We start from the raw sequence: 26020 nt of genomic DNA, 5'->3' as shown, positions 1-26020 counted from the left end.
GTAAAGCTCTGGTCCTGGCCGGATATGCTTACATCTCCGGATCAGCATGGTCCCGTCTGACCGGGTCTTGGTAACTTCCTTATCGGACATGGCTTCCGACTTGGCATTGACCCTTGTCAAAAATTTTAAAGCGATTCCAGTTTCAGCTAAAACTTTTCAGCAAAACTTCACTGCGAACCACGCTGTCAAAGAAGGCGTCCATTCATTGTGTGTCGATCACGCCATCTCGTGGCGTTGGGCGGTTCCCCATTCACTTTCCAATTTGGCGCTATTGATCGCATTTGGCAAGGTTTTGAAAGGACTTCCGACCCACAATTAAATCAATTTAAACAAGCGGCAAAATCTATCGATTGTTTTATTTCGGAAGTTTAAGGCTATTCTCCTGCCGCCGTATTCGTTGGAGTGCGGCGGCAGGTGTTTGTTTTTAATGTGTTTTCTGGAATGTTATGGATTTAGCCGAGGCTTTCATGCCAGTCCGCAAGGGCCGCTTCGACCTTGTCGAACATGTCATGAACCTGTTCTTCGGTAATGATCAGTGGTGGGCAAAAGGCAACGCTGTCACCAAGTGCACGCAGGATCACACCGTAGTCCATACATTTTGCAACAACCGCCTTACCGGCAGCACCGACAGGCTGCATTGGTGTTTTCAGGCATTTGTCAGCCACCAGTTCAAATGCGCCAATCAGCCCGCGTCCCCGGGTTTCGCCGATATGTTCAAATTTGTTCAGGTCCTTAAGGCGTTTCTGGAACGGCGACATGACATTGCGGACATGTTCGACAATACCGTCCTCTTCGTAGATGCGCAGCGTTTCAAGGGCGACTGCGGCCGCGACCGGATGGCCGGAATAGGTAAAGCCATGGCCAAAGGTACCAATTTCATCGGATGCCTTTTTCGCCGCCTGATAAATCTTGTCATTGATGAACAGGGCCGAAATCGGCTGATAGGCCGATGAAAGCTGTTTGGCGACCGTGATCATGTCGGGTTTGAGCCGGAAGGTTTCGGTGGCAAACATCCGCCCGGTCCGCCCAAAACCGCAAATGACCTCGTCGGCAATGAACAGGATATTGTAACGATCCAGAACTTCCTGCACCTTTTCGAAATAGGTGCGCGGCGGCACGATGACGCCACCGGCCCCCATGATCGGTTCTGCAATAAATGCGCCGACGGTTTCCGGGCCTTCGGCCTGGATCAGGTCTTCAAGCTGTTCGGCCAGACGGGTCGCGAAATCTTCTTCTTCCTCGTCGGGCTGGGCTTCGCGCCAGTAATGCGGGGTTTCGGTATGGATGATGCGGTCAATCGGCAGATCAAACATTTTGTGATTGCCCGGAAGCCCTGTCATTGAGGCCGCAGCCACCGTCACCCCGTGATAACCCTTTTTGCGCGAGATGATCTTTTTCTTTTCCGGCTGGCCGATGGCATTGTGATAATACCAGACCATCTTCACCGCAGAATCAGTTGCTTCTGAACCGCTATTGGCAAAGAACACCTTGGACATCGGGACGGGTACAAGTTCAAGAAGCTTCTCGGCCAGATCAATCGCCGGGTTGGTGCTGCGCGATGCGAATGTGTGATAGTAGGGCAGGGTTTCAAGCTGCTTTGTTGCTGCTTCAACAAGGCGCCTTTCGCCAAAACCAAGCGATGCACACCAAAGACCGGCCATGCCTTCGATAAAATCGCGGCCATTGTCGTCGGTCACGTAAATCCCGTGGCCCTTTGAAATGATATGCGGCCCGGTTTTTTCGTGCGCGGCAAAGTTGGTATAGGGATGCAGATAGCTTGCGATATCGCGGCTGGCCGAGGAATTGCCTTTGGCCGATGGGGCAGCTGGGGCGATGGTGGCGTCTGTGGTCATGATAACCTCTGTTTCGTGCAGGAAAGTTCCTGATGCTTTCAGGCACTTTAGTCAGCATTCTGCGGGTTGGAAATCATTAGTTGGGCCCTGTTCCGGCGAAGATCCTTTGGCGGTTCGTCAAAACAGAAATCACCAAAACAGAAGCCCAAAAGCAAAACCGGCCGGGCAAGGGGCACCGGCCGGATTGGTAAAGATGTTGTCGGTCGTAACCTAGTGCGACATCAGAACCGGAACCGTCATGTGACGCAGAAGATGTTGGGTCACCCCCCCCAACATCAGTTCGCGCAGGCGCGGACGGCCATAGGCGCCGCAAAGGATCAAATCGATGCTTTCATCCGCCGCACGCGACAACAGAAGATCGCCAACACTGATGCCACTGGCATTCATGCTTTCCTTGCGGACATTGACACCGTGGCGTTCAAGCCGCGATCCGATATCGACACCCGGCACCGGAATGGAATCACGTGCCCCCTTGTTCGGATCGGCACAGAGAACGAGGGCCGATTTGGCATTTTCAAGAAACGCCATGCCGTCATTCACCGCACGGACAGCTTCGCGATAGGGTTTCCATGCAACCATGACGCGCTCGCCAATCGTTTCGAACCGACCGGCATAAGGTACGACCAGAACCGGGGTGCCAGCAGTCAGAATGGCCTTGTCGGGCATTTCCGAGGTCGAAGACGGGTCGGCACTGTCCGGATCATACTGGCCCAGAACCGTCAGGTCGTGATGGCGGGCATACATGGCAACCGTGTCGGCAATCTCGGCGGCAGAACATGGTGTTTCCTGCCAGCTGAAGGTTACACCGGCATCTTCGCAGGCTTTGGCGAAGTCGCGCTTGGCTTCCTTGGCGGTTTCGGCCATTGCAGCACGTTGCTGATTGATGATTTCCTGGGAAATCTGAACTTCCATGAAACGCGGAATTTCCGCATAGGGCAGAAGAAACAGCCCGGTCAGGTGGGCTTTGTGCGCTTTGGCAACTTTCAGGGCAACCGAAAGCCTTTGGGCGCAAGGGGCCGAATTGTCGATATGAACAAGGATATCCCGATACATCTGCCAGTCTCCTTTTCCGGGCAGCCCCGCCTTCGATCAAGGCGGCTAGCGTGGTTATGAGAAGCAGTCTAATGCGATCAGTGCTGGCGTTCTTTGTTCTATCTCAAATTACACTTACCGCCTGTACTGAGTATCGCGTAACCCTGTGGCGAGAAAATGACTGTCCGTGAATTGGCTCAGCCGTCGGCAGGACGTGACATCATCGGAATGGACTTTTCCATGGTCGGGGCCCTTTCATCGGGCATCGTGACCGGACCATGTGTTGACGTTCCCGCGGTTGGATCGGCCATCATTGGTGCGCCGGCAGACGGCATTGTACCCATGCTGTCGCCCGAAATGATCGCAAGGCTTTTGCGCAATTGCTGTGACAGGGTTGACCAGTTGGTCTGCAGCGTGTTGCAGGCTGCCGGGTCGTTTTGCTGAACACAGCGTTGCGCCATGCGATCAAGTATACCAAGGGCGATACGCGCCTCGTCGATTTGCTGGCGCTGCATATCGGTGATTGCGGCTTTTTTCGGATCTGGCACCATGACAAATTTGTCATTTGCAGTATTGGCTGGCGCATTTGCGGATGTTGACGTGGTCGGGCCACCCCACGGGGTTACGATTTCCGCCGTGGTATTGGCGGGAGAATTGCTTTGTGCAGTGGGCTGCACGCAGCCCGACAGCAGTGCCGCAGAAACAACAAGACCGGACAGGAGGCCAGCGCTTCTGATCTTCATGACTTGCTCCTTTGGCCGCAAGGCGATGTCCGCCGGGCCGTTCCCTTTACTTTACAGTGCCATTTATTGTACGGCCTTGCTTTTGCTTGTGAATATATTGGACCCAGTTACGCGTGATGTCCAGAAAAGGGCGCGTGACAGCTTATTGACCCGGGCTTTGTTACCGAGCTGGCGGTATCAAGCGGGGTTCGTTCTTAAGCGCATTTCCGAGCCATTGCAGAACCAGCTTGATGCGTTCAATGCGTTTGAGTTCTGGATGTGTAAGCACCCAAAGCCTGTTTGGTACGAATTGATGCAGAGACGTAACGCGTTCAAGATCTGGGATCGCCAGATCAGCAGGCAGGCAAGCATATCCAATTCCGGCGCGAGCAAGGCCTGCCATTGCAACAAAATCATCGCTACGATGGATGATCCGGTCAGCGTGGTTTTCGTCGAGCCATTTAAATACCGGATGATTTCTTAGGGCTCCGCTGGCACCGATAAACCCACCGGGCAAGCGATCCGGAAATTTCATGGCATTGAAATTCTGCTCGGTTTTTTCCGCCATATCATGATTTGCGTAAAGTCCCCAATCTATCTTGCGAACTTCGCGGCCGACAAGATATTCGGGCGGGAGTTCCGCGACCCGTATCGCGATATCAGCATGGCGTTCTGCCATGTTGAATTCCTGATTACTTGCCAGAAGTTCAAGGCTGATATCTGGGTAGGCCGTCTGTAAGCGGGCAAAATAATCAGGCAGAATGAAATAGGCAAAGCTTGTCGGTGCGGTAATTCGGACCGTCCCAGCAGCGGCAATATCGCGCCCGGAAACACTTAGATTGATAGCTTCGAAATTGTTCAGGATTTGCCGGGCGGGACCAAGCATCTCTTCACCTGCTTCGGTCAGGCTGTAACGGCCTTTGATCCGTTCGAATAGGCGTGTTCCGGTTTCTTTTTCCAATGCATGGATATGGCGAAATACCGTTGTATTGCTGACATTCAGACGTTCGGCTGCTTTTTCAAGTGACCCGGCGTCGACAACGGCAAGAAACGATTTCACATAATTCCAGTCCATTTTGGCCTTTCAAATTTGCAATGTATTTATTCAAAATTGCCTATTTATTGTAAATTTGCAAATTCATACGATGGAGCCGATAAAGCCAGACAACCAAGAGAGAGCAAAATGATTGGTTATACATCGATTGGGACGAACAACCTTGCTACGTCCGGGGCATTTTACGACGCCATTCTTGGCATGATGGGGGCCAAGCGGGTGATGGAGATGGAGGATTTCATTGTCTGGGCACGCGCGGAAGGAGAGGCCAATTTTTCGGTTCATTTGCCTTTTGACGGCAGGCGGGCAACCGTTGGGAATGGTGTAATGATCGCCTTGCAGGGAAAATCAAAGGACGAGGTCGACGCCGTATACAGCAAGGCGATCAGCGTCGGGGCAGTATCGGAAGGGGAACCGGGCGCGCGCGGCGGTGATGATAGCGGTTTTTACGCAGCCTATTTTCGCGATCCGGATGGCAATAAAATCAACATTCATTACATGTCGTGATTTGCCTGAAACTTGGCGGTTTTTGGGAGAAAACGGCTAAAAGGAGGTGGGGGTGGAACATCCGCATTTTAAGCTGATAGGCCACCGGCTGTGCCCGTATGTGCAACGGGTTGCAATGGTTATGGGGCACTACGCGATTGATCATGAAAGGGAAGATATTCGTCTGGAAGACAAGCCAGCCTGGCTTGAAAAGTTCAGTTCGGAAAGGCAAGTGCCGGTCTTGCTTCTTGACCAAACGCGACCGCTAACCGAGGCTGCGGTTATTTGCGATTATCTCGACAGGATTAATGGTCGTGCGCTTTATCCGGTCGATCTGATTGAGAGTGCCGAACACAGTATCTGGATTTTACGAGCAGAGCGGATATTGTCGCTAACTGCAGATCTTGTGTATCGGGCTCATAATGAGCATGACTGCGATCTGACATTGCACAGGATCGGCCTGATCTTGGCCATACTCAACAAGAAGTTTGAAGCCGCCGGACCCTTTCGCGAGGTTGGGCTATGCATGGTCGATATGGCCTATGCGACCGCGTTTCGGGCATTTCCGGTATTGGTATACGGGCTTAACCGGGATTTGTTTGCGGGGTTTGAACATGTTCGTGGCTGGAGCGAACGATTGTTAAAAAACGATATCGTGCGGACGGTAGTCCCCCAAACGTATCATGGGGAACTTCATCATTTTATCGCATCAAGACAAAGCTATCTGGCCAAAAGGCTATCGATGCTTCCGGTGCCACAAAAGCCCGCCTTATCTGCCTCCCTATAGCTTTGTCAGATTACAATTAACGGACTGAAAAGCCATCAATAGTGTATGTCGACTGTTGATGGCTTTTTTCTTTATGTTTTGTCTCGCGACACCATGGCGATGATGGTTTCAAAAAGTTCCTGCTTTGCCTGATCGGCGGTGATTTCGCCGGTTGCCGCTGCGTAAGAAAGGGATTCGGCTGCGCCCAGAAAGCCCCAAAGGCGGGGTATTGGTATTTTACCGGTCGGGCTGAAAGGGGACAGGATATCGCGGCATTTATCAATGAACAGAATGTGATAGTCGCGTTTGACCTGTTCCAGCTCCGGCGATCCGGCAAGTGATGCAATGACACCCGAAATTTCGCGCCCCTGTGACAGCACGCAATCAATATAGGCCGATGCGATCACCGATGCCTTGTCGCGCAGGGTATGGCTGCTTTGCGCAAGGGTAGAGTCCATCAATGCTGTCTGACGTCGATCGTAATCCTGATACAGCGCGATCAGCAAACCCGATCGTGTTCCGAAATGATCATAGACCACCGGCTTGGTGACTCCGGCCTGTTCGGCGAGACTGCCAAGGCTGAGTGCCTCGGTCCCGTCGTCATGGATCATCTTCCATGCAACGTCGAGAAGTTGCCGATTGCGATCTTCGCGCGCCATCCGTTTGCGTGGGGTATGTGACGGGGACTTTTTTGCGTCGCTGCTTGACATCTTTATATACCAAACGTAACTTACAGATAGTAACTTACTTATAGTATATAGTGATTGCCGTTGAGTGGCAATTGCCTAGCAAGGAGGTATGTCATGCGCGCGCTTGTTGTTGTCGCCCATCCAAATTCCGGTTCGTTCAGTCATGCGGTCGCCAATCAAATTGGCAAGGGGATTGAGGATGCCGGACCTGAACACAGTTTCGAGTTTGCTGATCTGTCGGCCGAAGGGTTTGATCCGCGTTTCAGCCAGGATGATATCGCGGCCTTCGAGATGAGGGCCCCGTTCCCCGATGATGTGCTTGCCGAACAGAAACGGATTGATGCCGCCGATACGCTCGTTCTGGTTTTTCCGATTTATTGGTGGTCAATGCCCGCGATCCTGAAAGGCTGGATTGATCGGGTGTTTTCAAATGGCTGGGCTTATGAGGATATTGACGGTGAAAAGGTGATCAAAAAACTGAACCATCTGAAGGTCCACCTTGTCGCGATTGGTGGTGCAGGACTTGGCACGTTTGCCCGGCATGGATATTTCGGGGCCATGAAACTGCAAATCCATCAGGGCATTTTTGATTATTGCGGAGTGGAAGTCGCAACTTCGGAATTGATGTTGCTGGCCGACGGCAATAACCCTGCGGAGCTCTTGAAAAAAGCACGCGAGGTTGGGGCGGCGATCCCTGCAAAGGTGACAAAGCCGGAATTGGATATGGCGGGATAAATCCCGTTAGACCGGCCATCAAAAGCAAAACGCCCGCAGGGAAAATCTGCGGGCGTTTGAATTTGGCAATGTGCTGCTGGCTTAGTCGTGCTTGCCGCCATGTGCCTTGGACCAGCCGATCGGGTCGGCAAGGAAGGCGCGAACGCCTTCGATGGCTTCTTTGGGGAAGTATTTGCCTTCTTCGGCAACCGCCAGAATATCGGCCCAGGTTGCCAGGTAATGCAGTTCGATATCGTCTTTTTTCAGTTCTTCAAGCGCATTGGGGAACACACCATAGAAGAACACGACAAATGCATGTCTGCATTCGGCACCGGCTTCGCGGATGGCATTGACGAAGTTGACTTTCGATGCGCCGTCGGTGGCAAGGTCTTCGACCAGAAGGACGCGCTGGCCTTCGTGGATGTCGCCCTCGATCCGTGCCTTGCGGCCAAATCCCTTTGGCTTCTTGCGGACATACTGCATCGGCAGGTCCAGAACATCGGCCAGCCAAGCGGAATAGGGGATTCCCGCGGTTTCACCACCGGCGACCGCATCAAATGCCTCGTAACCGGCCTTGTCGGAAACCTGACGGGCGGCAAGTTCCATGACCTTGCGGCGTGCGCGCGGGAAGGAAATCAGTTTGCGGCAATCAATATAGACCGGGCTCGCCCAGCCCGATGTCAGGATATAGGCCTCTTCCGGGCGGAAATTCACAGCCCCGATATCAAGCAAAATCTTTGCGACGGTTTTGGCAGCATACGAGCAATGCGCGGTCGAAGTTTCGTTGGTCATGGCGGCTATACCCTTTTCCGGATCGAATATTTGCGCACGTCTTAGCGTTTTTGGACGCAAAGCGCAAAGAAAAGCCGCTGTCCGGCTGGTCAGGATCAGGTGCCCGGCGATGTCGGGGGCAAATTTGCGGGCAGCAGGACCGGATGCGAATAAGGCAACGTCGATTTGAAATGGCATTGTTGATATCTGAAATATCATAATTGCAGTTTTAAATGCGTTTTGTTAGGCTTCGATCATGTGTGAATGAAGGATGCGCCCAATGATTACCGCGGGACAAATGCGTGCGGCGCGTGCGTTGCTGGGCATTGATCAGAAAACGCTGGCTGAAATGGCCGGGATTTCGGTGCCAACCATCCAGCGGATGGAGTCCAGCAAGGGTAATGTGCGTGGTGTGGTTGATACGCTGACCAAGGTCGTCGAAGCACTTGACCGTGCCGGGATCGAATTGATCGGGGATAACGTGCCCAGCATGGCAACCGGGCGCGGTGTGCGTCTGAAAGAACCGGAAATAAAACCGACACTGCCAGACGAGCAGGGCGAACAATAACGACCGCAACAATTTTGCGACGGCGACCGCCGACTTATGCCGACGATCCCGCCGCCTTTTGCAAGGCTGCCGGAGACTATGGAAACCAGAACCTCGAAAACCAATCAGGCATCCGACCCCGGATATGCCGACCTGTTTACCCCAAAACTTGTAACCGTCCTTCGCGAAGGTTACGGGTTTGCGCAGTTGCGGGCCGATGCGATTGCCGGTTTGACGGTGGCGATTGTCGCCTTGCCGTTATCAATGGCGATTGCGATTGCATCGGGCGTTTCCCCCGCACAGGGGCTTTATACCGCGATTGTCGGGGGGATTCTGGTATCGCTCCTGGGGGGCAGTCGCTTTCAGATTGGCGGACCAGCGGGGGCTTTCATCGTTCTGGTCGCAGGTACGGTTCAGACGCATGGCCTTGATGGCTTGATCATTGCCACTATCCTGTCGGGATTGATGTTGCTCGCCATCGGGGCGCTGAAGCTTGGTACCTATATCAAATTCATTCCCTATCCGGTGACGGTTGGCTTTACTGCCGGGATTGCGGTGATCATTTTCGCAAGCCAGATCAAGGATTTGCTGGGGCTGACTTTGTCAGGCAAAGAACCGGGGCCGCTTTTGGAAAAGCTCCCGGTGATCTGGGCGGCATTGACGGGGATCGATCCGGTGACGGTTGCGTTGTCCGGCGCGACGATCCTTGTGATCATCGGCAGCAAACGGCTGCGCCCGCATTGGCCGGGCATGCTGATTGCGGTGGCCGGGGCCGCATTGGCGACCGCGTTGTTCAATCTGCCGGTATCGACCATCGGCAGCGTCTTTGGCGGTATTCCCGGTGATTTCCCCATGCCCGTCTTGCCGGAATTCACCCTTGCCAAGGTCCAAGCGGTTTTGCCTAATGCAATTGCCTTTGCGCTTTTGGGGGCGATTGAGTCGCTTTTATCAGCCGTGGTGGCCGATGGCATGACTGGCCGACATCACAGATCGAACTGTGAGCTGGTGGCCCAAGGGGTGGCAAATATGGCGTCGGGTCTGTTTGGGGGCATTTGCGTGACCGGCACGATTGCAAGAACGGCCACCAATATCCGGGCCGGTGCGCATGGGCCGGTTTCGGGCGTTTTGCACGCGCTGTTTTTGTTGTTGTTCATATTGGTTGCTGCGTCGCTAGCCAGTTTCATTCCGTTGGCAAGCTTGGCCGGGGTGCTGGCGATTGTGGCATGGAACATGATCGAAAAGCACGCGATAGCGACCTTGCTGCGCGCATCGCGTGGCGATGCTGCGGTGTTGCTGGTAACATTTTTACTGACGATTTTCCGAGATCTTCTCGAAGCAATCGTTGTTGGATTTGCCCTTGGCTCGGTTCTGTTCATTCAACGCATGTCGAAAACAACCGCAATTGCCACCCACAGCCCGTTCGTATCCGAAGATCGGGCCGACGGTACGACCGGCGGAGGGGCATCGGATATTTCATCGACAACCGACCCCGACATCATGATTTACCGGATTACCGGCGTGTTCTTTTTCGGGGCGGCGGCATCCATTGGATCGGTTCTGGACCGGATTGGCGATACGCACCGGGCATTGATCATTGATTTTGCCGCTGTACCGTTTCTCGATTCAACCGCGGCCAATACGATTGCGGGACTTGCCCGCAAAACACGCGGGCGCGGGATCGAGGTGATCCTGACCGGCACATCGCATGACCTTCGACGGGAACTGTTTGCACATGGTATCAAGCCGCCGCTGGTTCATTATGAAACCGATATCGAGAAGGCGGTCGGGCGCCTTCGCGCGCATGGATTGCGTAACGTCACGGCATCCTGAGTTGCGACCGCAAAGACAGCGATAATGGCCAAGCCTTTGTCAGGCATTGGCAAAATCCGGTTTTGGGTTTATTTGGTATAGCTTTACCGAATTAAGCTGAGAGGCACTGCCATGTCGCAGGAAACCGGACTTGCCGTCGATATCAATGACGGCGGCATTGCAACCATCACCATTTCGCAGCCGGAGCGCAAAAACGCGTTGACCAAGCCGATGTGGGGGGAGCTTGCCCGGATTGCCGATGATCTTGGCGGGGATAATAACCTGCGCTGTATCGTTATTCGCGGCGGCAGCGGGGCCGGGTTTGGTGCCGGGGCGGATATCCATGAATTTGTCCGCGAACGTGACGGGTTCGAAAAGGCGCGTGATTACGGGATGCTTCATGCCGAGGCCTTGCAGGCGCTTCGGGTCTGTCAGCATCCGGTCATTGCCGCGATTGACGGGCCGTGCATCGGGGCATCATTTGTGCTGGCCGCTGCATGCGATTTGCGGATTGCTGCGGATAACGCAAAATTCGCCGTGCCGCCGATGAAGCTTGGCGCGACACTGGGCTATCCGGAATTGCAGATCATGCTCGATCTGCTGGGCGAGGCGGCGTTGTTTGAAATCCTGCTTGAAGGGCAGGTGTTTGATGCCAAACGCGCGCGCGAAATCGGTTTTGTCGCCCGCTATGTGGCGATTGAGGCGTTCGATGCGGAAATCGCATCAACCGCCGCCCGTATTGCAAGCGGCGCACCCATCACCCAACGCCTGCATAAGAAAATGATCAACCGCCTCAAAGAAGGTGGTGCCATCGGTGCCAAGGAATTTGACGAAGGATACCGCGCCTTTGACAGTGCGGATTTTAAGGAAGGCTACACCGCCTTTCTGGAAAAAAGAAAAGCGGTGTTCGCAGGCAGGTAACGGTCAGATCACAACGGTAAATCCGGCGTCAGCGGAACATCGGTAATGCCGTAATCAAGGCCCATCTTGTGCAGCTCGCTTGTGATTTGCGATCTGTGATGGGTTTGGTGGTTGAAAAGCTGCATCAGGAAAAGCTGGCGCGGCAATTTGCGGGTTACACCATCCAGCCCCATCAATTCGCGAATGTCATCCTGCCAACCATGATCACTGGAATCGACGAATTCGGCGATTGCCGCGTCGGTTTCAACGCGCATTTTGCGAAGCGTTTCGAAATCATCGGCCATTATGGTGCGGGCATCAAACGGTTCGGCCTGTCCGGTTTTCAGGATACCGAGGATGCGGTGGTCGATATAGAGCAGATGATTAAGCGTTGCATGGATGGAGCCAAAAAACATGCCGCGGTCACGACGGCGTTCCGCGTCGCCGATCTGTTCGCAAAGTTCGTACAGAACGCCATTCTGCCAGATATTGTATTTGGCCATGGCGCGGCCATAATCGTTGAAATTCATCTTTGCCATTTTGGTGGGGCTCCTGTCTGGCGTTCATTGACTGTGTTTAGTCGGCGGCAACGACAACAGTATCGTCGCTTTGTGCCGGGGCGGGTTGTTCGATCTGTTTTGCCTCGGCCACGAAATGCACCATGACATTGGCGAAAATGCCAAAGGCCAGCATTGATGCGGTCGCGGGCAGGAGGCTGCCGTCATGAACCTGCCCGATGATGGTGCCTGCCAAGGCGCCAGTGGCAAACTGGATGGTGCCCATCAAGGCGGTTGCCGTACCGCCGATATGCGGGAAATACTGCATGAAGGCCGCAGTTGCGTTTGGCGCTGTCAGCCCGATCATGCCAACGGCGACCATCACAAGTGGCACAACCGCATAGAGGGATGGTTCGAACACATTCACCGCAATGAACAATCCGATTACCGCCGCCAGTTGAAGGCCGGTGCCGATTGCCAGTATCTGATGACATTCAAGCCGTTTCAGCAACGGATTGTTCAGTCGATTGCAGATCACGATGACAATGACATTGGCTCCGAACAGATAAGGGAACTGGCTGGGTGATACGCCAAAATAATCAATATACATGAACGGGCTGTCGGTCAGGAAACTGAACATCACCGCACTGGCGCCGGTATGGGCCAGCATGAAACCAACCGCCTTGCGGGTACGCAGAACTTCCAGATAGGTCCACAAGACCCGTCGCGCAGGCCCCGCATAGCGTGGGCGCAGCTTGGTGGTTTCAGGCAGCTTGAACCAGACAACCACCAGCATGATGCTGCCATAGATCACCAGCAGAACGAAAATTGCCTGCCACTGGAAATAAACCAACAGGGCCGAGCCGACCGTGGGCGCGACCAGCGGTGCAATCATCATGATTACCGCGATCAGGGCAAACATACGTGCCGCATCTTTGCCGTCAAACAGGTCGCGGACCGACGCACCGACGATGACAAGGGCAAAACCGCCGCCAATCGCCTGGATAAAGCGCATGACGTTGAGCGAGAAAGAACTGTCGACAAAGATGATCATCGCACTGGTGATGATGTAAATCACCAGTCCGACAAGGGCGACCGGACGGCGACCTACGCGATCCGAAAGTGGCCCGCCAATCAGTTGCCCCAGTGCAAAGCCGATCAGGAACATGCTGATCGATACTTCGACATTGTGGGTCGGCGCACCAAAATCGACCGCCATAGCCGGGATGGCCGGCAGGTAGGTATCAATCGCAAAGGGCGCGGTCGCGATCAGGGCGGCAAGCAGGATCGCAAGGCGCTTGGTATTGATCGGGGCGCTGGCATCTTTATTCGCCATGACTTCCGTATCCGTTTCTTATGGTGGCAGGTGGGGTGCGATCCATCCGGTTTCTGGTGTAGATATTTAACGGACTTCCTTAAGGCTGGCCACAATGACAGGTAATGGGGCAAATTCGCCGACCCCCGGATAGTGTGAGGTGCGAAAATTCCGGTCAGATATGGCCGTGGCGTTAGGAAGGCTGCGCCGTTACGAGTGACGGGGCCGGGTGGGTCGCAACCTGAAACGATTCAAGTCATGCTATTATCCACGTAAATTCTGTTTTTTCCAGCCCGGCGATTTTTGCGGGCTGAATATCAGCTATGCATATAACCGTTTGAGGCGGTGCAAGAATATAGGCGGTAAAAGAAAACGGCACCCGCGATGGGGTGCCGTTTGCAAGGTTTTCGGTTTTCACCGGCCCTAGTAATTCATGACCTTTTCCGGGCCCATCAACATGGTCGGAAGCCATGTCGAAATTGCCGGGATGTATGTCACGATGATCAGGAAGACCAGAAGGATCATCAACCACGGCAAAGCGGCGCGAACCACTTGAACCAGCGACATTCCGGTAATGCCCGACGTCACGAACAGGTTAAGTCCGACCGGCGGCGTGATCAGGCCGATTTCCATGTTCACAACCATGATGATACCAAGATGGATCGGATCGATACCGAGCTTTATCGCGATCGGGAAGAGGATCGGCGCCATGATCAGAAGGATCGCCGACGGCTCCATGAAGTTTCCGGCAATCAGCAGGATGATGTTGACCACGATCAGGAAGGCCCAGGGCTCCAGACCCCAGTTGATGATGGTTTCAGCAATGGTGTGCGGAATGCGTTCGGATGTCAGCACATGAGCAAACAGCATGGCGTTGGCAATGATGAACATCAGCATGATGGTCACTTTGCCTGCCTCAAGCAGCACGTGGCGGATATCCTTGTCGAACGGGATCATGGCAATGGCCTTGCCGATTTTCGGCAGGTTGTGGCCAATAATGGCAGCAAAGCTCATGCCTTTTTCCGGAACCCATGCAACGCCTTTTATCGGCCCCATATCGCGATAGAACACGATGGCGACCAGCATGGCATAAACGGATGCAACTGCCGCGGCCTCGGTCGGGGTAAATATCCCGCCATAAATGCCGCCCATGATCACAACAACCAGAAGCAGGCCACCCGATGCTGAAAACAGGCCTTCAAGCCATTCGGTAACGCTCGGACGATCCTGTTTTGGCAGTTTCTTGATCCGGGCCACGATATAGATCACGGTCATCAGCATGATGCCGGCAATCAGACCGGGAATAACACCAGCCAGGAACATGCGACCAACGGAAACCTGGGTTGCCGCGGCATACACCACCATCACGATCGACGGCGGGATCAGAATGCCCAGCGTCCCGGCGTTACAAATCACACCGGCGGCGAAATTGCGCGGATAACCCGATTTGATCATACCGGCAATCACGACGGAACCGATGGCAACAACTGTGGCCGGGCTTGAACCCGAAACGGCGGCAAACAGCATACAGGCCAGAACCGACGCCATGGCAAGACCACCATGGAACCAGCCCACCGTATCGACGGCAAATCGGATCAGGCGGCGTGCCACCCCGCCAGTCGACAGGAAGGTCGAGGCAAGGATAAAGAACGGAATGGCCAGAAGGGTGTAATGTTCCATCCCGTTGAACAGCTTTTCGATCAGGGTCGCAAGCGAGTCTGATCCGAAAAACAGGATGGTGGTGATGGATGACAGGCCCAGCGCCACGCCGATCGGGGTGCCAAGCGCCATCAACGCAAACAGCGTGATGAACAGATATGCGATTGTCATTTAAGGCGTTCCCCCGCGATCATTTATCGTTGTCGCGACGGACGATGCCGTCGGCCATGACGTCGGCTTTGTCGCCTTCGCCAATGGTTTCGATCGCCTCGCGTGCTTCATCGGCAAGCGAGAATCCGTTTTGCTGACCCGAAAGAATACGCCACAGGACCTGTCCGAGACGGAACAGCAGCAACGCACCGCCAAGTGGCAGGATCAGATAGACGACCCACATCGGGATCGGGGAATCTTCGGCCTCGATACCGATCATGTGATAGAAGGTCATGCTTTCCCAGCCGCCATAAAGAATAAGCGCGGCATAGGACATGCAGACCAAAGCAACAAAGATACCGGTGATGCGCTGGGCGGGTTTTGCAAACAGTTGAACAAGGGCATCAACCCCGATATGGGATCCGACCTTGACACCATAAGACATGCCGAAAAGCACAAGCCAAGCAAACAGAAATTCGGTGATTTCCATCGACCAGGTCATGCCGGAATTGAAGCCGTAACGAAGGACGACATTGACGAAGGTCAGCATCGTCATGGCGGCGAGAAGGAGGGCAATAATGCCCTCCTCCAGCCGGTCAACGACCGTTTTAATCATAGCGGTAACGGTCCTCTAGGTTCGAGGAATTACTTGTTGCAGGCGGCAGCGGCTTCGATCAGATCGGCACCGATATCGCCTTCGAACTGCGCCCAGACAGGCTTCATGGCTTCGCGCCATGCTTTGACATCGTCAGCAGACGGTTTGACGAGTTCGGTTTCACCCGAATCAACGATCAGCTGGCGCTGTTCGTCGGCCAGTTTGCCCGACAGGCCGTTGGCATATTCGGTTGCCTCGTCCATGGCCTGTTTCAGGCCAGCCTGGATTTCCGGATCAAGACCGTCCCACCATTTGGTCGAGGTCACGACGAGATAGTCGAGAAGACCGTGGTTGGATTCAGTGATGTAATCCTGAACTTCAAAGAACTTCTGGGAATAGATGTTCGACCAGGTATTTTCCTGACCGTCAACAACGCCGGTCTGAAGTGCCGAATAGGTCTCGGCGAATGCCATTTTCTGAGGAACGGCATCAACAGCTTCGAACTGTGCAGCAAGTACGTCCGAGCTCTGAATACGGAATTTCAGGCCCGCAGCGTCAGCCGGGGTCAGCAGCGGCTTGTTGGCCGAGAGCTGTTTCAGGCCGTTGTGCCAGTAACCAAGACCGGTAAGACCCTTGTCTGCCATCGACAGCAGCAATTCCTGGCCTTTTTCGCCTTTCTGGAAGCATTCAACAGCTTCCATGTCGTTGAACAGGAACGGAAGATCGAACAGGCCGAGCTTCGAGGTCCATTTGCCGAATTTCGCAAGCGACGGTGCTGCAAGCTGGACGTCACCACGCAGCATTGCCGGCAGAACCTTGTCGTCATCGAACAGCTGCGAGTTCGGATAAATTTCGACTTTAACCTTGTCACCAAGGATTTCTTCGGCGCGCTTTTTGAAGAATTCAGCGCCCTGGCCCTTCGGGGTGTTCGGGGCAACCACATGGGCGTATTTGACAACAACCTGTGCGGACGCCGCGCTGGTCATGCCAAGAACGGCTGCCATTGCAACGCTGGTTGCGAGAAGTTTTTTGGTAATCGGACGCATCAATAGTCTCCCTATAAGCTTTGTGCGTTTTCCCAGTAGCGCGCCAATTATCGGCGTCGTTCAGGTCGCCGTTTGGCGCTGGGGTGCAACACTGCAATTGCCGGGCCAGTTCTGCATATCTGTCATTACGATAAGTAATATCAGCGGTTTGCAGTGTGTTTCGCAATGGTGCGGTGCAGCGTAAGTTCTTCTTTTTGTTGTCTTTCCCGCACATCCCTTCTTCGCAATGTGCGGTCTTCCGCACAATACCTCAAGTTGAAAATGCAAAATTTTTATCGATTGCAGGATTTTTGACGCAGGCGGGGCGGGTGGTTGGTAGGACCAATTGCAAAAGGTGCGGCAAAGGCTTATCCCGCCAGTCGCTTTGTCAGATTACGGGCAGTATTGCGGGGCGATTTGCCCTGATCGTTCCTAACCGTCTGATTTATTGCGAAACTCTGCCGGGACGATGCCGTATTTGGCAAGTTTGTCATAGAAGGTTTTGCGCGGAACGCCCAGTGCATTGACCGTTGCCGTTACATGGCCGCCACGCTGACGGAGTGCCTCGCAGATCACGCCTTTTTCAAATGCTTCGACTTGCTGGGGCAGGGACAGGACATTTTCGGTTGCCTGTGCGCTGTCACCGGCAAACGGATCAAGGCCCAGAACCCGGCGTTCGGCAGCGTTGCGCAATTCGCGGACATTCCCCGGCCAGTCATGGGCAGTCAGGCGGGCGATTTCCGTGCCGTTCAACGGGGCAAATTCCCGGCCAAACCTTCCTTGCGCCTCTTTCATGAAATGCTGGAAAAGAAGGGGGATGTCATCCTTTCGATCACGCAATGGCGGGATGTGCAGTTGCACGACATTCAGCCGGTAATACAAATCCTCGCGGAATGCCCCGCGTGATGATGCCTCGCGCAGATCAATCTTGGTTGCGGCCACCACGCGCAAATCAATAGGTTGCAACTTGTTCGAGCCCAGCCGTTCCAGCGCGCGTTCCTGCAAAACCCGCAGCAGTTTGACCTGAAGCGATAATGGCATGCTTTCGATTTCATCAAGGAACATGGTGCCCTTGTCGGCAAATTCGAATTTGCCGATACGCTTGTTCTCCGCCCCGGTGAATGCGCCCGCTTCGTGGCCGAACAGTTCGGATTCAATAAGGTTTTCAGGCATTGCGCCGCAATTGACTGCCACAAACTGGCCGGGGCGGCCTGATGCCTCGTGCAGGGTGCGCGCAACCACTTCCTTGCCCGCACCTGTTTCGCCATTGATCAGGACATGGGCATCGGTCGCGGCGATATTGCCAATCAGCGTGCGTAGCTTTTCCATGGCAGGCGTGCGACCGATCAGGCCCGATACTTCCTTGCTGTGGCGGGCCAGTTCGGCCTTGAGCGTCCTGTTTTCAAGAACCAGCTGCCGATGGGCCATGGCCCGGCGCGCGATATCGATGAAATGATCCGGGTCGAACGGTTTTTCGATGAAATCAAACGCGCCTTCGCGCATCGCACGCACCGCGGTGGCAACGTCACCATGTCCGGTGACAAGGATCACCGGCATTTCCGGCTCAACCTTGCGCACCTGAGACAGCAATTCCATGCCGTCCATGCGCGGCATGCGGATATCAGTAATCAGGATTCCAGGCCAGCCGCGGCGAACACGTTCCAGCGCCGAACCGGCGTCGCTGTGGCATTCGACAAGGATGTCGGCAAGCTCCAGCGTTTGCTGTGCGGCTTCCCGCACATCTTCGTCGTCATCGACAAACAGAACGCAATGGGCCGAGTTATTCAAATGCCTTCCCCTTTTAATCCGTTCCGGATCACGGGGCGATCATACGATGTACCAGCAGATCCGTTTCCGCGCCTTCTGTTTCGGCGGTTTGGCCGGATGTTGTATCAGGCATCGGCGATGCCGTCGAGGTTGATGTGCCGTCATGCCCGGACACCTGTTCTATGCATCGCAATTCAATCGTGAAACAGGCCCCGCCCATCGGGCGGTTTTCCGCACGTATCGTGCCGCCAAAGCTGCGCATGATGCCATAACAGATCGAAAGCCCCAGCCCCAGCCCGTCACCAAACGGTTTGGTGGTGAAGAACGGGTCGAACAGTTTGGGCAAATTTTCGGGCAGGATACCGGGGCCGTTATCGGTAATCGCGACCAGAACGCGACCATCCTTTTCCTCAAGCATGATACCGATTTCGGGGAATTCCTCATCCCGGCAGGCATCGGCGGCGTTGCTCAGGATATTGAGGAATACCTGTTCAAGCTGGTTTTCCTCGGCGGTGACTTTTGGCAGGTTTTCCAACGCCTGATAACGTATGTCGGCCAATCCGGCCCGGCCGGTTTCGCGCAGCAGATCAATCGCCTTTTCCAGCGGTTCGGCCAATTGCACCGGATGGGTGTCATGTTTTGGGCGGCGGGCAAAGGTTTTCAGATGGTTGGTGATCCGACCCATGCGTTCGGTCAGTTCAGAAATCCGGCCCAGATTACGGCTGGCGGTTTCGTCATTGCCGCGCGCAATGAATTTAAGCGCGTTTTCGGCGTAACTTCGAATGGCGGTCAGTGGTTGATTGATTTCGTGTGCAATGCCAGCTGACATCTGGCCAAGGGCGGCAAGTTTGCCAGCCTGCACCAGTTCGGCCTGTGCCGTGCGCAGGGCGTCTTCGGTGCGGCGGCGTTCACTGATTTCCTCGGCAAGGCGGAGGTTTGTGCTCATGAGGTCGGCGGTGCGAAGCCGCACCTGACGTTCCAGTTCACGTTGCGACCAGTCGCGGATTTCTATTTGTTCGAGCATCGCGCGACGGCGTTGCAGCAGCACAAAAATCGTCCCCATGATGATGATATGCATGGCCCCGCCGATGAAGCCCGCGGTCAGGATCGACTGATCAAGAACCGCCTTGTCGGTCAGCAGATAAATATTCCAGCCCTGTTTGGGCAGGGGGCTTCGGATCACAAGATATGGTTTGGCATCATTTTTGGCTTTTCCGCTGGCTTCGGCGTCTGGTTTTGCCGTTGCAGCTTGCCCTGATTGAAGGGTTTCCGGGGTGATGACCTGTGCTGATGCAAGCGACAGAATGCTGATCCCGTCATCGCCGGGCCATTCGCCCTGATGAACGGGCATCGGATCGAGCGGATATTCACCATATTTGCGCGAAAGCATCAGTTCAGGCCGGTCTTCGGGCGGAATGCCGGTCAGGGCGCGAAACCGCCATTCGGGCCGTGATGTAATGATGACGATGCCGTTTTCATCGGTTACCAGAACATTCTCGTTCCCGCGTGCCCAGCGTTGGACAAGGGTTTCAAGGTGGGTCTTGACCACCATCACGCCTTCGAATGCCGCCCCGTTCGGGCGGACCGGATGCGAGATATAATAACCTGGGACATTCGACGTGATGCCAAAGGCAAAGTAATGCCCGGTCAGTCCGGCTTCGGCCTGTTTGAAATAGGGCCGGAACGCAAAATTTCGCCCGACAAAGGATGCATCGCTGTTCCAGTTGCTGGCCGCAATTGTTGTCCCGTTGCGATCCATGAAATAGATGTCGGATGCGCCACTGTCAGCGGCGAGTTTTTCCAGATAGAGATTGACCTCGGCCGCGTCCGACGGGCTGGAATGCAGGGCAAGGTCAAGGATACGTTTGTCACTGGCAAGCGTGATCGGAAGGTATTCGTGTTCCTTGATCGCCCCCTGAAGGTTGGAACGATAAAGTTCCAGCTTGTTGCGGCCGTCCTCGGTGATTTCGACAAGACGGGTTTCGCGCCACAGTTCCGTGGTCAGCCATACGGTAACCGGCAGCAATATCAGCATTCCGGCCAAAACCAGCCGTGCACTTCGCTTTGCGGATATTGATGTCTTGAGCATTTCCCGCCAGACCGTTTCAAGAATTATGCCGGGGTATTATGATGACATATTGGTAACAATGCATAGCCGAAAAAGGCTTCGCGTGTCAGGCGCTTGATAAAAGTGCGCACTGTCTGTACCAATCAGGAAACGATCTGGCCTGATCGTGGCCCCACGTTTCCTGCCTGGACGGGAAATCCATATTCCGACAAGGATGTGACCCTGAATGACCGATGATGATGCACGCCTGATCTGGGTTCTGGCCGATGACCGTGCAGGAAACGTCAATCAGGCCATCGGTGTCGCAGAAGCACTGGCACAGCCCTTCAAGCGGGTCGATATCGGTTATACCAATCTGGCACGGTTGCCCAATGTTATCCGCCGGGCCAGCCTTTTGGGGGTGGATACCGGATCACGGGCGCGCCTTGTCGCACCCTGGCCCGATCTGGTGATTGCCGCAGGACGGCGCACCGCACCGATTGCCCGCTGGATCAAAAAGCAAAGCAACGGCCATACACGAATTTGTCAGATCATGCGTCCGGATGGGGGCGAGGGGGCGTTTGACCTGATTGCGGTCCCGGCCCATGACCGGATGCCAGCGCGTGACAATGTTGTTGAAATCCCCGGTGCCCCGCATCGGGTAACCGAGACGCGGCTTCTGATCGAAGCCGATCTATGGCGGCCGCATTTCAAGGGGCTGCCAAGCCCGCGCGTGGCACTGATCATCGGCGGCAGCACCAAAAGTACGGTCTTCACCGCGGATATGGCCCGGGAACTGGTTGGTCGGGCGATTGAGGCGACCGGGGCCATTGATGGTAGCCTGCTGGTCACGACCAGCCGTCGCACAGGCCCGGAGAACGAGGAGATCATTGCCGAAATGCTCGGCAATTCGGGGCTTGCCTATCATCTGCATGATTGGAGCTCGAAGGCGGAAAATCCGTATTTCGGGTATCTGGCGCTGGCCGATATCATCCTTGTTACCGGAGATTCGGTTTCGATGTGTTGCGAAGCGGCTGCCGCACCGGGCGGGGTTTATATCTATGCCCCCGATGGCATCGCAGGCCCCCGCCATCAACGTTTGCACCAGTCACTTTATGACGGTGGATATGCGCGGCCATTGCTTCCCAACACGGAAATCGTGCCGTTCAGGCATCCATCCCTGCAACCGGCCCGAACGGTAGCGCAGCGGTGCCTTGAACTGCTAAGCGCACCTGTTTCCTGATCTGCCAGAATCCGCGATTTTATTTTTATCGTGATAGTGATCGTTACGGAAGTCGGATACCGTTTCCGTGCGGATCAATATGATTGACCAGAAAATCGATGAAGGCCCGGATGCGCGCGGCAAGATGTTCATGCCCGGCAAAGATCGCATGGATCAGCTGTTCGTCATTCGGGTTCCAGTCGGGCAGGATTTCAACCAGTGTTCCGGCCTTCAGATCGCCCTGAACATGGAACCGCCCCAACCGCGCCATGCCGAGCCCTGAAAGGCAAAGGCGGCGCATGGCCGGGCCGCTGTCGCAGAGGAAATTGCCCGATACCGTCCGGCCAAACCGTTCGCCGGTGTCGGGATTGGTGAAAGGCCATTCATTCATCGGGATCGGGAAGTTGAACCGCAGGCAATTGTGACTGTCCAGTTCGTCCGGATGGCCGGGCAGGCCGCGTTTGGCAATATATTCCGGTGATGCGACGATGGTGCGGCTGCTTTCGATCAGTTTGCGGGCCTTTAACGATGAGTCGGGCAATGATCCGGATCGGATGGCAATATCGGCCCGTTCCTCAAGCAGATCAATGATCCCGTCGGTCAGGGAAAAGTCCAGCTCGACCTCGGGATAGCGTGCGAGAAAGGCCGGGATCAGCGGCTGAACATACATCACGCCAAACGCGATGGAGGCATTGACGCGCAACCGTCCACGCGGGGCGGCCTTGCCGCCGCTTGCGACCGCACGTTCGGCATCGTCGATTTCATCGAGAACACGCTGGGCGCGGACCAGATACATCTCGCCTTCGGGGGTCAGTTGCAATCCGCGTGTGGACCTTACCAGAAGCCGGGTCGCCAGCCGGTCTTCGATCCGTGTGACAAGTTTGCTGACAGCAGATGGCGACAGATGCAGCTTGCGCCCGGCTTCGGAAAAGCTTCTGAGTTCCGCGACCCGGATGAAGACTTCCATTTCCCCTGCGCGATTATCCAACTGATCCTCCGGCTTTGAATTCAATTCAAAAGCATTTGTCGCGCAATCCGGATTATCGTGCAAGCATTCCATCGGCATAGTGGGCGGCAATGAACGGGGCGGGATGCCCCACCAACCATTTGTGCCCGCAGACGCATGGCGCGCGGGCCGGAGAATTGAAATGCCGCTTGCTTTATTTGCGTTGACGATCGCGGCCTATGCGATCGGCACGACGGAGTTTGTTGTCGTCGGCCTTTTGCCGACCGTGGCAAACGATCTTTCGGTGACCCTGCCGATGGCCGGGTTGATTGTCAGTGTTTATGCCCTTGGTGTCACATTTGGTGCGCCGGTTTTAACCGCCCTGACCGGGCGCATGCACCGCAAGACCCTGATGCTGGGGCTGATGGGGGTGTTTGTGGTTGGCAACAGTGCCGCCGCCCTTAGCCCGAGTTATGAAATGCTTCTGGTTGCGCGGGTGATTTCGGCCTTTGCGCATGGTGTGTTTTTCTCCATCGGGGCGACGATTGCCGCCGATCTGGTGCCGGAAAACCGCCGGGCATCGGCGATTGCGATGATGTTCATGGGGTTGACGGTTGCGATTGTGACCGGTGTGCCGCTTGGCACCTATATCGGTCAGATGTTTGGCTGGCGGGCGACTTTCTGGGGTGTTTCGCTTCTTGGCGTGATTGCCTTTGTAGGGATTGCGGCTTTGCTGCCCTCGAACCTCAGCCGGGCAGAGCCCGCACGCCTGCTTGATCAGGTGCGCGTGCTTGGCAGTGGCCGGTTGCTTCTGGTGTTTGGCATGACCGCTTTTGGTTATGGCGGAACGTTTGTCACCTTTACCTATCTGTCTGCCGTGCTTCAGGATATTACGGGGTTCAGTGAATCCAGTGTCAGCCTTATCCTCGTTGCTTATGGGCTTGCGATTGCGGTTGGCAACCTTGCCGGGGGACGCATTGCGGATCGGAACCCGGTCCGGGCGCTGACCATCCTGTTTGCCTTGCAGGCCGTCACACTTGTGATCTTTACCTTTACTGCCGTGTCGCCGGTCCTTGCGGTTATTACGCTGGCGGCCCTTGGTTTCCTGCAATTTGCCAATGTGCCGGGGCTTCAGCTTTATGTCGTGCAACTGGCAAAGCTGCACCGGCCGGGCGGGGTGGATGTCGCATCGGCGCTGAACATTGCGGCCTTTAACCTTGGCATTGCGATTGGAGCGTGGGTTGGCGGGATTGTTGTTTCCTCGTCGCTTGGTCTGTCGGCAACGCCGTGGGTTGCGGCCCTTCTGGTAGCGTTTGCGGTTGGTCTGACCATGATCAGCGGTGTGCTTGATCGCCGGTCCGATAACGCCCTTCAGACCGCATAACCGATATCGGGTTGCCGCATCCTGTTCACCGGATGTGGCACCCTTTGCCGGAAAGACTTGTTTTAAGGGGCTTTCTGGCGTTTTCTGATTGTTCGCCCCACAAAACCGGTTTTGATATGTCCATTTCGACTGCCCTGCCTGCTGCCGTTCCTCAACATTTCCCGCGCCAGATTGCGGTTCTGATCCTTGTTGTTGTTGCCTGTTCCTTTGCCGGGAACCATGTGGCGGCAAGGCTGGCATTTGAAAACGGCACGGGGTTGCTTCTGGCGATCCTGTGCCGGTCCGGTGTGGCTTTGGCCATCCTGATCACGCTTGTGATCTGGCAAAGGCAGACGATCCGGCTTCCGGCCGGGACGCGCAGATGGCAATTGTTGCTGGGGCTTCTGGTCACCATTCAAAGCCTGTGCCTGTATTCGGCAGTGGCCCGCATTCCGGTCGCGTTGGCCCTTCTGACGGCCAATAGTTTCCCGATCATTCTGGCGTTGCTGACCTGGGCGTTGGGCGGGGCGCGACCGACATTGAAATCGGCGGCCCTGATGCTGTTTATCCTGTCGGGGCTTGTTTTAGCACTTGATGTGCCCGGCGTTCTGGCGATGGAGGGTGATGTCGGTGCGAACTGGTGGCAGGGGATTGTCTTTGCGCTTGGTGCGGCAACGTCCTTTGCCGTGGCCCTTTGGGTGACCGATCACAGATTGTCGGCTTTGCGCGGATCGGTGCGCAGCATGTTCACCATGCTGATTGTGTTTGCATCGATGATCGTGGCCGGTTTCGCCGAACTGGTGCCGGGCGGGATGAATTTGCCCGCGGCAACGCCTGGCTGGCTTGGTCTTGGTGCATTGGTATTGCTGTATGGTGGTGCCTTTTCCGTCCTGTTTATCTCGGTGCCGCGGCTGAATATGGCGCGCAATGCGCCGGTGATGAATATGGAACCGATTGCCACCCTGCTGTTTGGCTGGGTGGTGCTGGAACAGATGATCAGCCCGGCCCAGATGCTGGGCGGGTTGGTCGTGATTACCGGGATTGTCATCCTGACGCTGCGCAAATCGGCCTGAGTGCCGGAATTATCGGAACCTTCGGGTTTGGCAGCCGTTGCGAAGACAGTCGCGACATTTTCAATGAGGAATTCAGATGTTTGATGTATCTGCAAATGGTGCGGTGATTCCCGCCCTTGGCTTTGGCACTTTTCGCATGCCCGAAGCCGACGTTCTGCGTATCGTGCCACAGGCGATCAAAACCGGCTTTCGCCATATCGATACGGCCCAGATTTACGACAACGAAGCCGCGGTCGGGCAGGCGATCCTTGATAGCGGCGTCCCGCGCAAGGACATCTTCCTGACCACCAAGGTCTGGGTCAGCAATTACAGGCATGATGCCTTTATCAAATCGGTCGATGAAAGCCTTGAAAAGCTTAAAACCGATTATGTCGATCTGCTGCTGTTGCATTGGCCGAACAATGATGTGTCGCTTGCCGATCAGATCGGGGCGTTAAACGAGGTCAAGCAGGCCGGCAAGGTGCGCCATATCGGGGTTAGCAATTTCAACATTGCCCTGATGGACGAGGCCGCCGCGCTATCGGATGCGCCGCTTGTGACCAATCAGGTCGAATATCATCCATTCATTGATCAGACCAAGGTCATGGACGTTGCGCGCAAGCATGGCATGGCGCTGACCGCCTATTATGCGATGGCCGATGGCAAGGTGCTGGAGAATGAGCAGCTTGGCGAGATTGCCAAATCGCATGACAGGTCGGTCGCACAGGTTGTTCTGCGCTGGCTGTTGCAGCAGAATGATGTGATTGCCCTGTCGAAAACCGCAACCGAAAGCCGGGTCGCGGAAAATTTCGACATCTTTGATTTCGAACTGAGCGGCGAGGAAATGCAGGCCATTCATGGTCTGGCCGATGAAAACGGCCGGATCGTCAGCCCCGACGGGCTGGCACCCGATTGGGACTGATGCTGCTTTCAGGAAGCGACAAGGCCGGGGAAACAGATTTTCCCGGCTAAGATATTGAGAAATATATCTTTTATGTCGTAATGAGTTTTGATTGGGAACTTTTTCCGGTTTTCTGGA

General features: G+C 55.1%; 24 protein-coding genes. 10 read left to right on the top strand and 14 right to left on the bottom strand.

All coding sequences use genetic code 11. The features are described 5' to 3' along the window. Positions 1 to 452: 452 nt before the first annotated feature. The 4 genes from SMB34_RS10625 to SMB34_RS10610 form a co-directional block, all read right to left on the bottom strand. Positions 453 to 1853, bottom strand: a complete 1401-nt coding sequence (locus SMB34_RS10625) for an aspartate aminotransferase family protein (protein ID WP_051682247.1) — start codon at positions 1851 to 1853, stop codon at positions 453 to 455. A gap of 210 nt (positions 1854 to 2063) precedes the next feature. Further along, entirely contained in the window at positions 2064 to 2906 is an 843-nt protein-coding gene (locus tag SMB34_RS10620) for a universal stress protein (RefSeq protein WP_007090914.1), read from the bottom strand. 176 nt (positions 2907 to 3082) lie between these two features. Then, positions 3083 to 3628 (bottom strand): hypothetical protein, encoded by a 546-nt coding sequence (locus SMB34_RS10615; RefSeq protein WP_037989951.1) that lies wholly within the window; start codon positions 3626 to 3628, stop codon positions 3083 to 3085. 160 nt (positions 3629 to 3788) lie between these two features. Continuing rightward, positions 3789 to 4682: a LysR family transcriptional regulator gene (locus tag SMB34_RS10610; RefSeq protein WP_037989949.1), complete on the bottom strand. Its 894-nt coding sequence runs from the start codon at positions 4680 to 4682 to the stop codon at positions 3789 to 3791. Positions 4683 to 4790: 108 nt separating this feature from the next. On the opposite strand from SMB34_RS10610, the gene SMB34_RS10605 reads away from it, so the two are divergent. Further along, on the top strand, positions 4791 to 5168 hold the full coding sequence (locus SMB34_RS10605; RefSeq protein ID WP_037989946.1) for a VOC family protein: 378 nt from the start codon (positions 4791 to 4793) through the stop codon (positions 5166 to 5168). Between the two features lie 52 nt (positions 5169 to 5220). Further along, entirely contained in the window at positions 5221 to 5934 is a 714-nt protein-coding gene (locus tag SMB34_RS20665) for a glutathione S-transferase family protein (RefSeq protein ID WP_167332762.1), read from the top strand. A 71-nt stretch (positions 5935 to 6005) separates the two neighbouring features. On the opposite strand, the gene SMB34_RS10595 is transcribed toward SMB34_RS20665, so the two are convergent. Continuing rightward, entirely contained in the window at positions 6006 to 6623 is a 618-nt protein-coding gene (locus SMB34_RS10595) for a TetR/AcrR family transcriptional regulator (protein ID WP_037989943.1), read from the bottom strand. Positions 6624 to 6716: 93 nt separating this feature from the next. Here SMB34_RS10595 and SMB34_RS10590 point away from each other — a divergent pair, with 93 nt between their 5' ends. Then, positions 6717 to 7337 (top strand): NAD(P)H-dependent oxidoreductase, encoded by a 621-nt coding sequence (locus SMB34_RS10590; RefSeq protein ID WP_037989939.1) that lies wholly within the window; start codon positions 6717 to 6719, stop codon positions 7335 to 7337. An 81-nt stretch (positions 7338 to 7418) separates the two neighbouring features. On the opposite strand, the gene SMB34_RS10585 is transcribed toward SMB34_RS10590, so the two are convergent. Further along, positions 7419 to 8108, bottom strand: a complete 690-nt coding sequence (locus SMB34_RS10585) for an orotate phosphoribosyltransferase (protein WP_037990021.1) — start codon at positions 8106 to 8108, stop codon at positions 7419 to 7421. A gap of 259 nt (positions 8109 to 8367) precedes the next feature. Here SMB34_RS10585 and SMB34_RS10580 point away from each other — a divergent pair, with 259 nt between their 5' ends. From SMB34_RS10580 to SMB34_RS10570, 3 genes are all read left to right on the top strand, one after another. After that, on the top strand, positions 8368 to 8655 hold the full coding sequence (locus SMB34_RS10580; RefSeq protein ID WP_007090922.1) for a helix-turn-helix domain-containing protein: 288 nt from the start codon (positions 8368 to 8370) through the stop codon (positions 8653 to 8655). A 78-nt stretch (positions 8656 to 8733) separates the two neighbouring features. Then, positions 8734 to 10464 (top strand): SulP family inorganic anion transporter, encoded by a 1731-nt coding sequence (locus SMB34_RS10575; protein ID WP_037989937.1) that lies wholly within the window; start codon positions 8734 to 8736, stop codon positions 10462 to 10464. Positions 10465 to 10575: 111 nt separating this feature from the next. Continuing rightward, positions 10576 to 11364, top strand: coding sequence for an enoyl-CoA hydratase/isomerase family protein (locus SMB34_RS10570; protein WP_051682245.1), 789 nt, complete (start codon positions 10576 to 10578; stop codon positions 11362 to 11364). A gap of 8 nt (positions 11365 to 11372) precedes the next feature. On the opposite strand, the gene SMB34_RS10565 is transcribed toward SMB34_RS10570, so the two are convergent. The 7 genes from SMB34_RS10565 to SMB34_RS10535 form a co-directional block, all read right to left on the bottom strand. Then, positions 11373 to 11882, bottom strand: a complete 510-nt coding sequence (locus SMB34_RS10565; RefSeq protein ID WP_051682244.1) for a DinB family protein — start codon at positions 11880 to 11882, stop codon at positions 11373 to 11375. 37 nt (positions 11883 to 11919) lie between these two features. Beyond that, the gene (locus tag SMB34_RS10560) at positions 11920 to 13176 is read right to left on the bottom strand and encodes a multidrug effflux MFS transporter (protein WP_051682243.1); all 1257 of its coding nucleotides are present in this window, start codon (positions 13174 to 13176) and stop codon (positions 11920 to 11922) included. A 402-nt stretch (positions 13177 to 13578) separates the two neighbouring features. After that, positions 13579 to 14985, bottom strand: coding sequence for a TRAP transporter large permease (locus tag SMB34_RS10555; protein ID WP_007090926.1), 1407 nt, complete (start codon positions 14983 to 14985; stop codon positions 13579 to 13581). A gap of 19 nt (positions 14986 to 15004) precedes the next feature. Beyond that, entirely contained in the window at positions 15005 to 15580 is a 576-nt protein-coding gene (locus tag SMB34_RS10550; RefSeq protein ID WP_037989934.1) for a TRAP transporter small permease, read from the bottom strand. Between the two features lie 29 nt (positions 15581 to 15609). Beyond that, positions 15610 to 16605: a TRAP transporter substrate-binding protein gene (locus SMB34_RS10545; protein WP_007090928.1), complete on the bottom strand. Its 996-nt coding sequence runs from the start codon at positions 16603 to 16605 to the stop codon at positions 15610 to 15612. A 411-nt stretch (positions 16606 to 17016) separates the two neighbouring features. Then, positions 17017 to 18372, bottom strand: a complete 1356-nt coding sequence (locus SMB34_RS10540) for a sigma-54-dependent transcriptional regulator (protein ID WP_037989933.1) — start codon at positions 18370 to 18372, stop codon at positions 17017 to 17019. Positions 18373 to 18400: 28 nt separating this feature from the next. Then, positions 18401 to 20386, bottom strand: a complete 1986-nt coding sequence (locus SMB34_RS10535; protein ID WP_240478805.1) for a sensor histidine kinase — start codon at positions 20384 to 20386, stop codon at positions 18401 to 18403. 259 nt (positions 20387 to 20645) lie between these two features. On the opposite strand from SMB34_RS10535, the gene SMB34_RS10530 reads away from it, so the two are divergent. Then, a complete protein-coding gene (locus SMB34_RS10530; protein WP_007090931.1) occupies positions 20646 to 21641 on the top strand; it encodes a mitochondrial fission ELM1 family protein in 996 nt (331 codons plus the stop codon). 43 nt (positions 21642 to 21684) lie between these two features. On the opposite strand, the gene SMB34_RS10525 is transcribed toward SMB34_RS10530, so the two are convergent. Continuing rightward, a complete protein-coding gene (locus tag SMB34_RS10525; protein WP_037990013.1) occupies positions 21685 to 22608 on the bottom strand; it encodes a LysR family transcriptional regulator in 924 nt (307 codons plus the stop codon). A gap of 160 nt (positions 22609 to 22768) precedes the next feature. Between SMB34_RS10525 and SMB34_RS10520 the strand changes: the two genes are divergently transcribed. The 3 genes from SMB34_RS10520 to SMB34_RS10510 all read left to right on the top strand — a co-directional run bounded on the left by SMB34_RS10520 (position 22769) and on the right by SMB34_RS10510 (position 25903). Then, positions 22769 to 23950 (top strand): MFS transporter, encoded by a 1182-nt coding sequence (locus SMB34_RS10520; protein WP_037989928.1) that lies wholly within the window; start codon positions 22769 to 22771, stop codon positions 23948 to 23950. 116 nt (positions 23951 to 24066) lie between these two features. Beyond that, a complete protein-coding gene (locus tag SMB34_RS10515) occupies positions 24067 to 25002 on the top strand; it encodes an EamA family transporter (protein ID WP_037989926.1) in 936 nt (311 codons plus the stop codon). A gap of 76 nt (positions 25003 to 25078) precedes the next feature. After that, a complete protein-coding gene (locus SMB34_RS10510) occupies positions 25079 to 25903 on the top strand; it encodes an aldo/keto reductase (RefSeq protein WP_007090935.1) in 825 nt (274 codons plus the stop codon). Positions 25904 to 26020 lie beyond the last annotated feature (117 nt).

This window comes from Thalassospira permensis NBRC 106175, from assembly GCF_000714555.1.
In the GTDB taxonomy this organism is placed as follows: Bacteria; Pseudomonadota; Alphaproteobacteria; order Rhodospirillales; family Thalassospiraceae; genus Thalassospira; species Thalassospira xiamenensis.
Note: the sequence above shows the minus strand (reverse complement) of the source record. Positions and strands in the feature narration are given on the sequence as shown.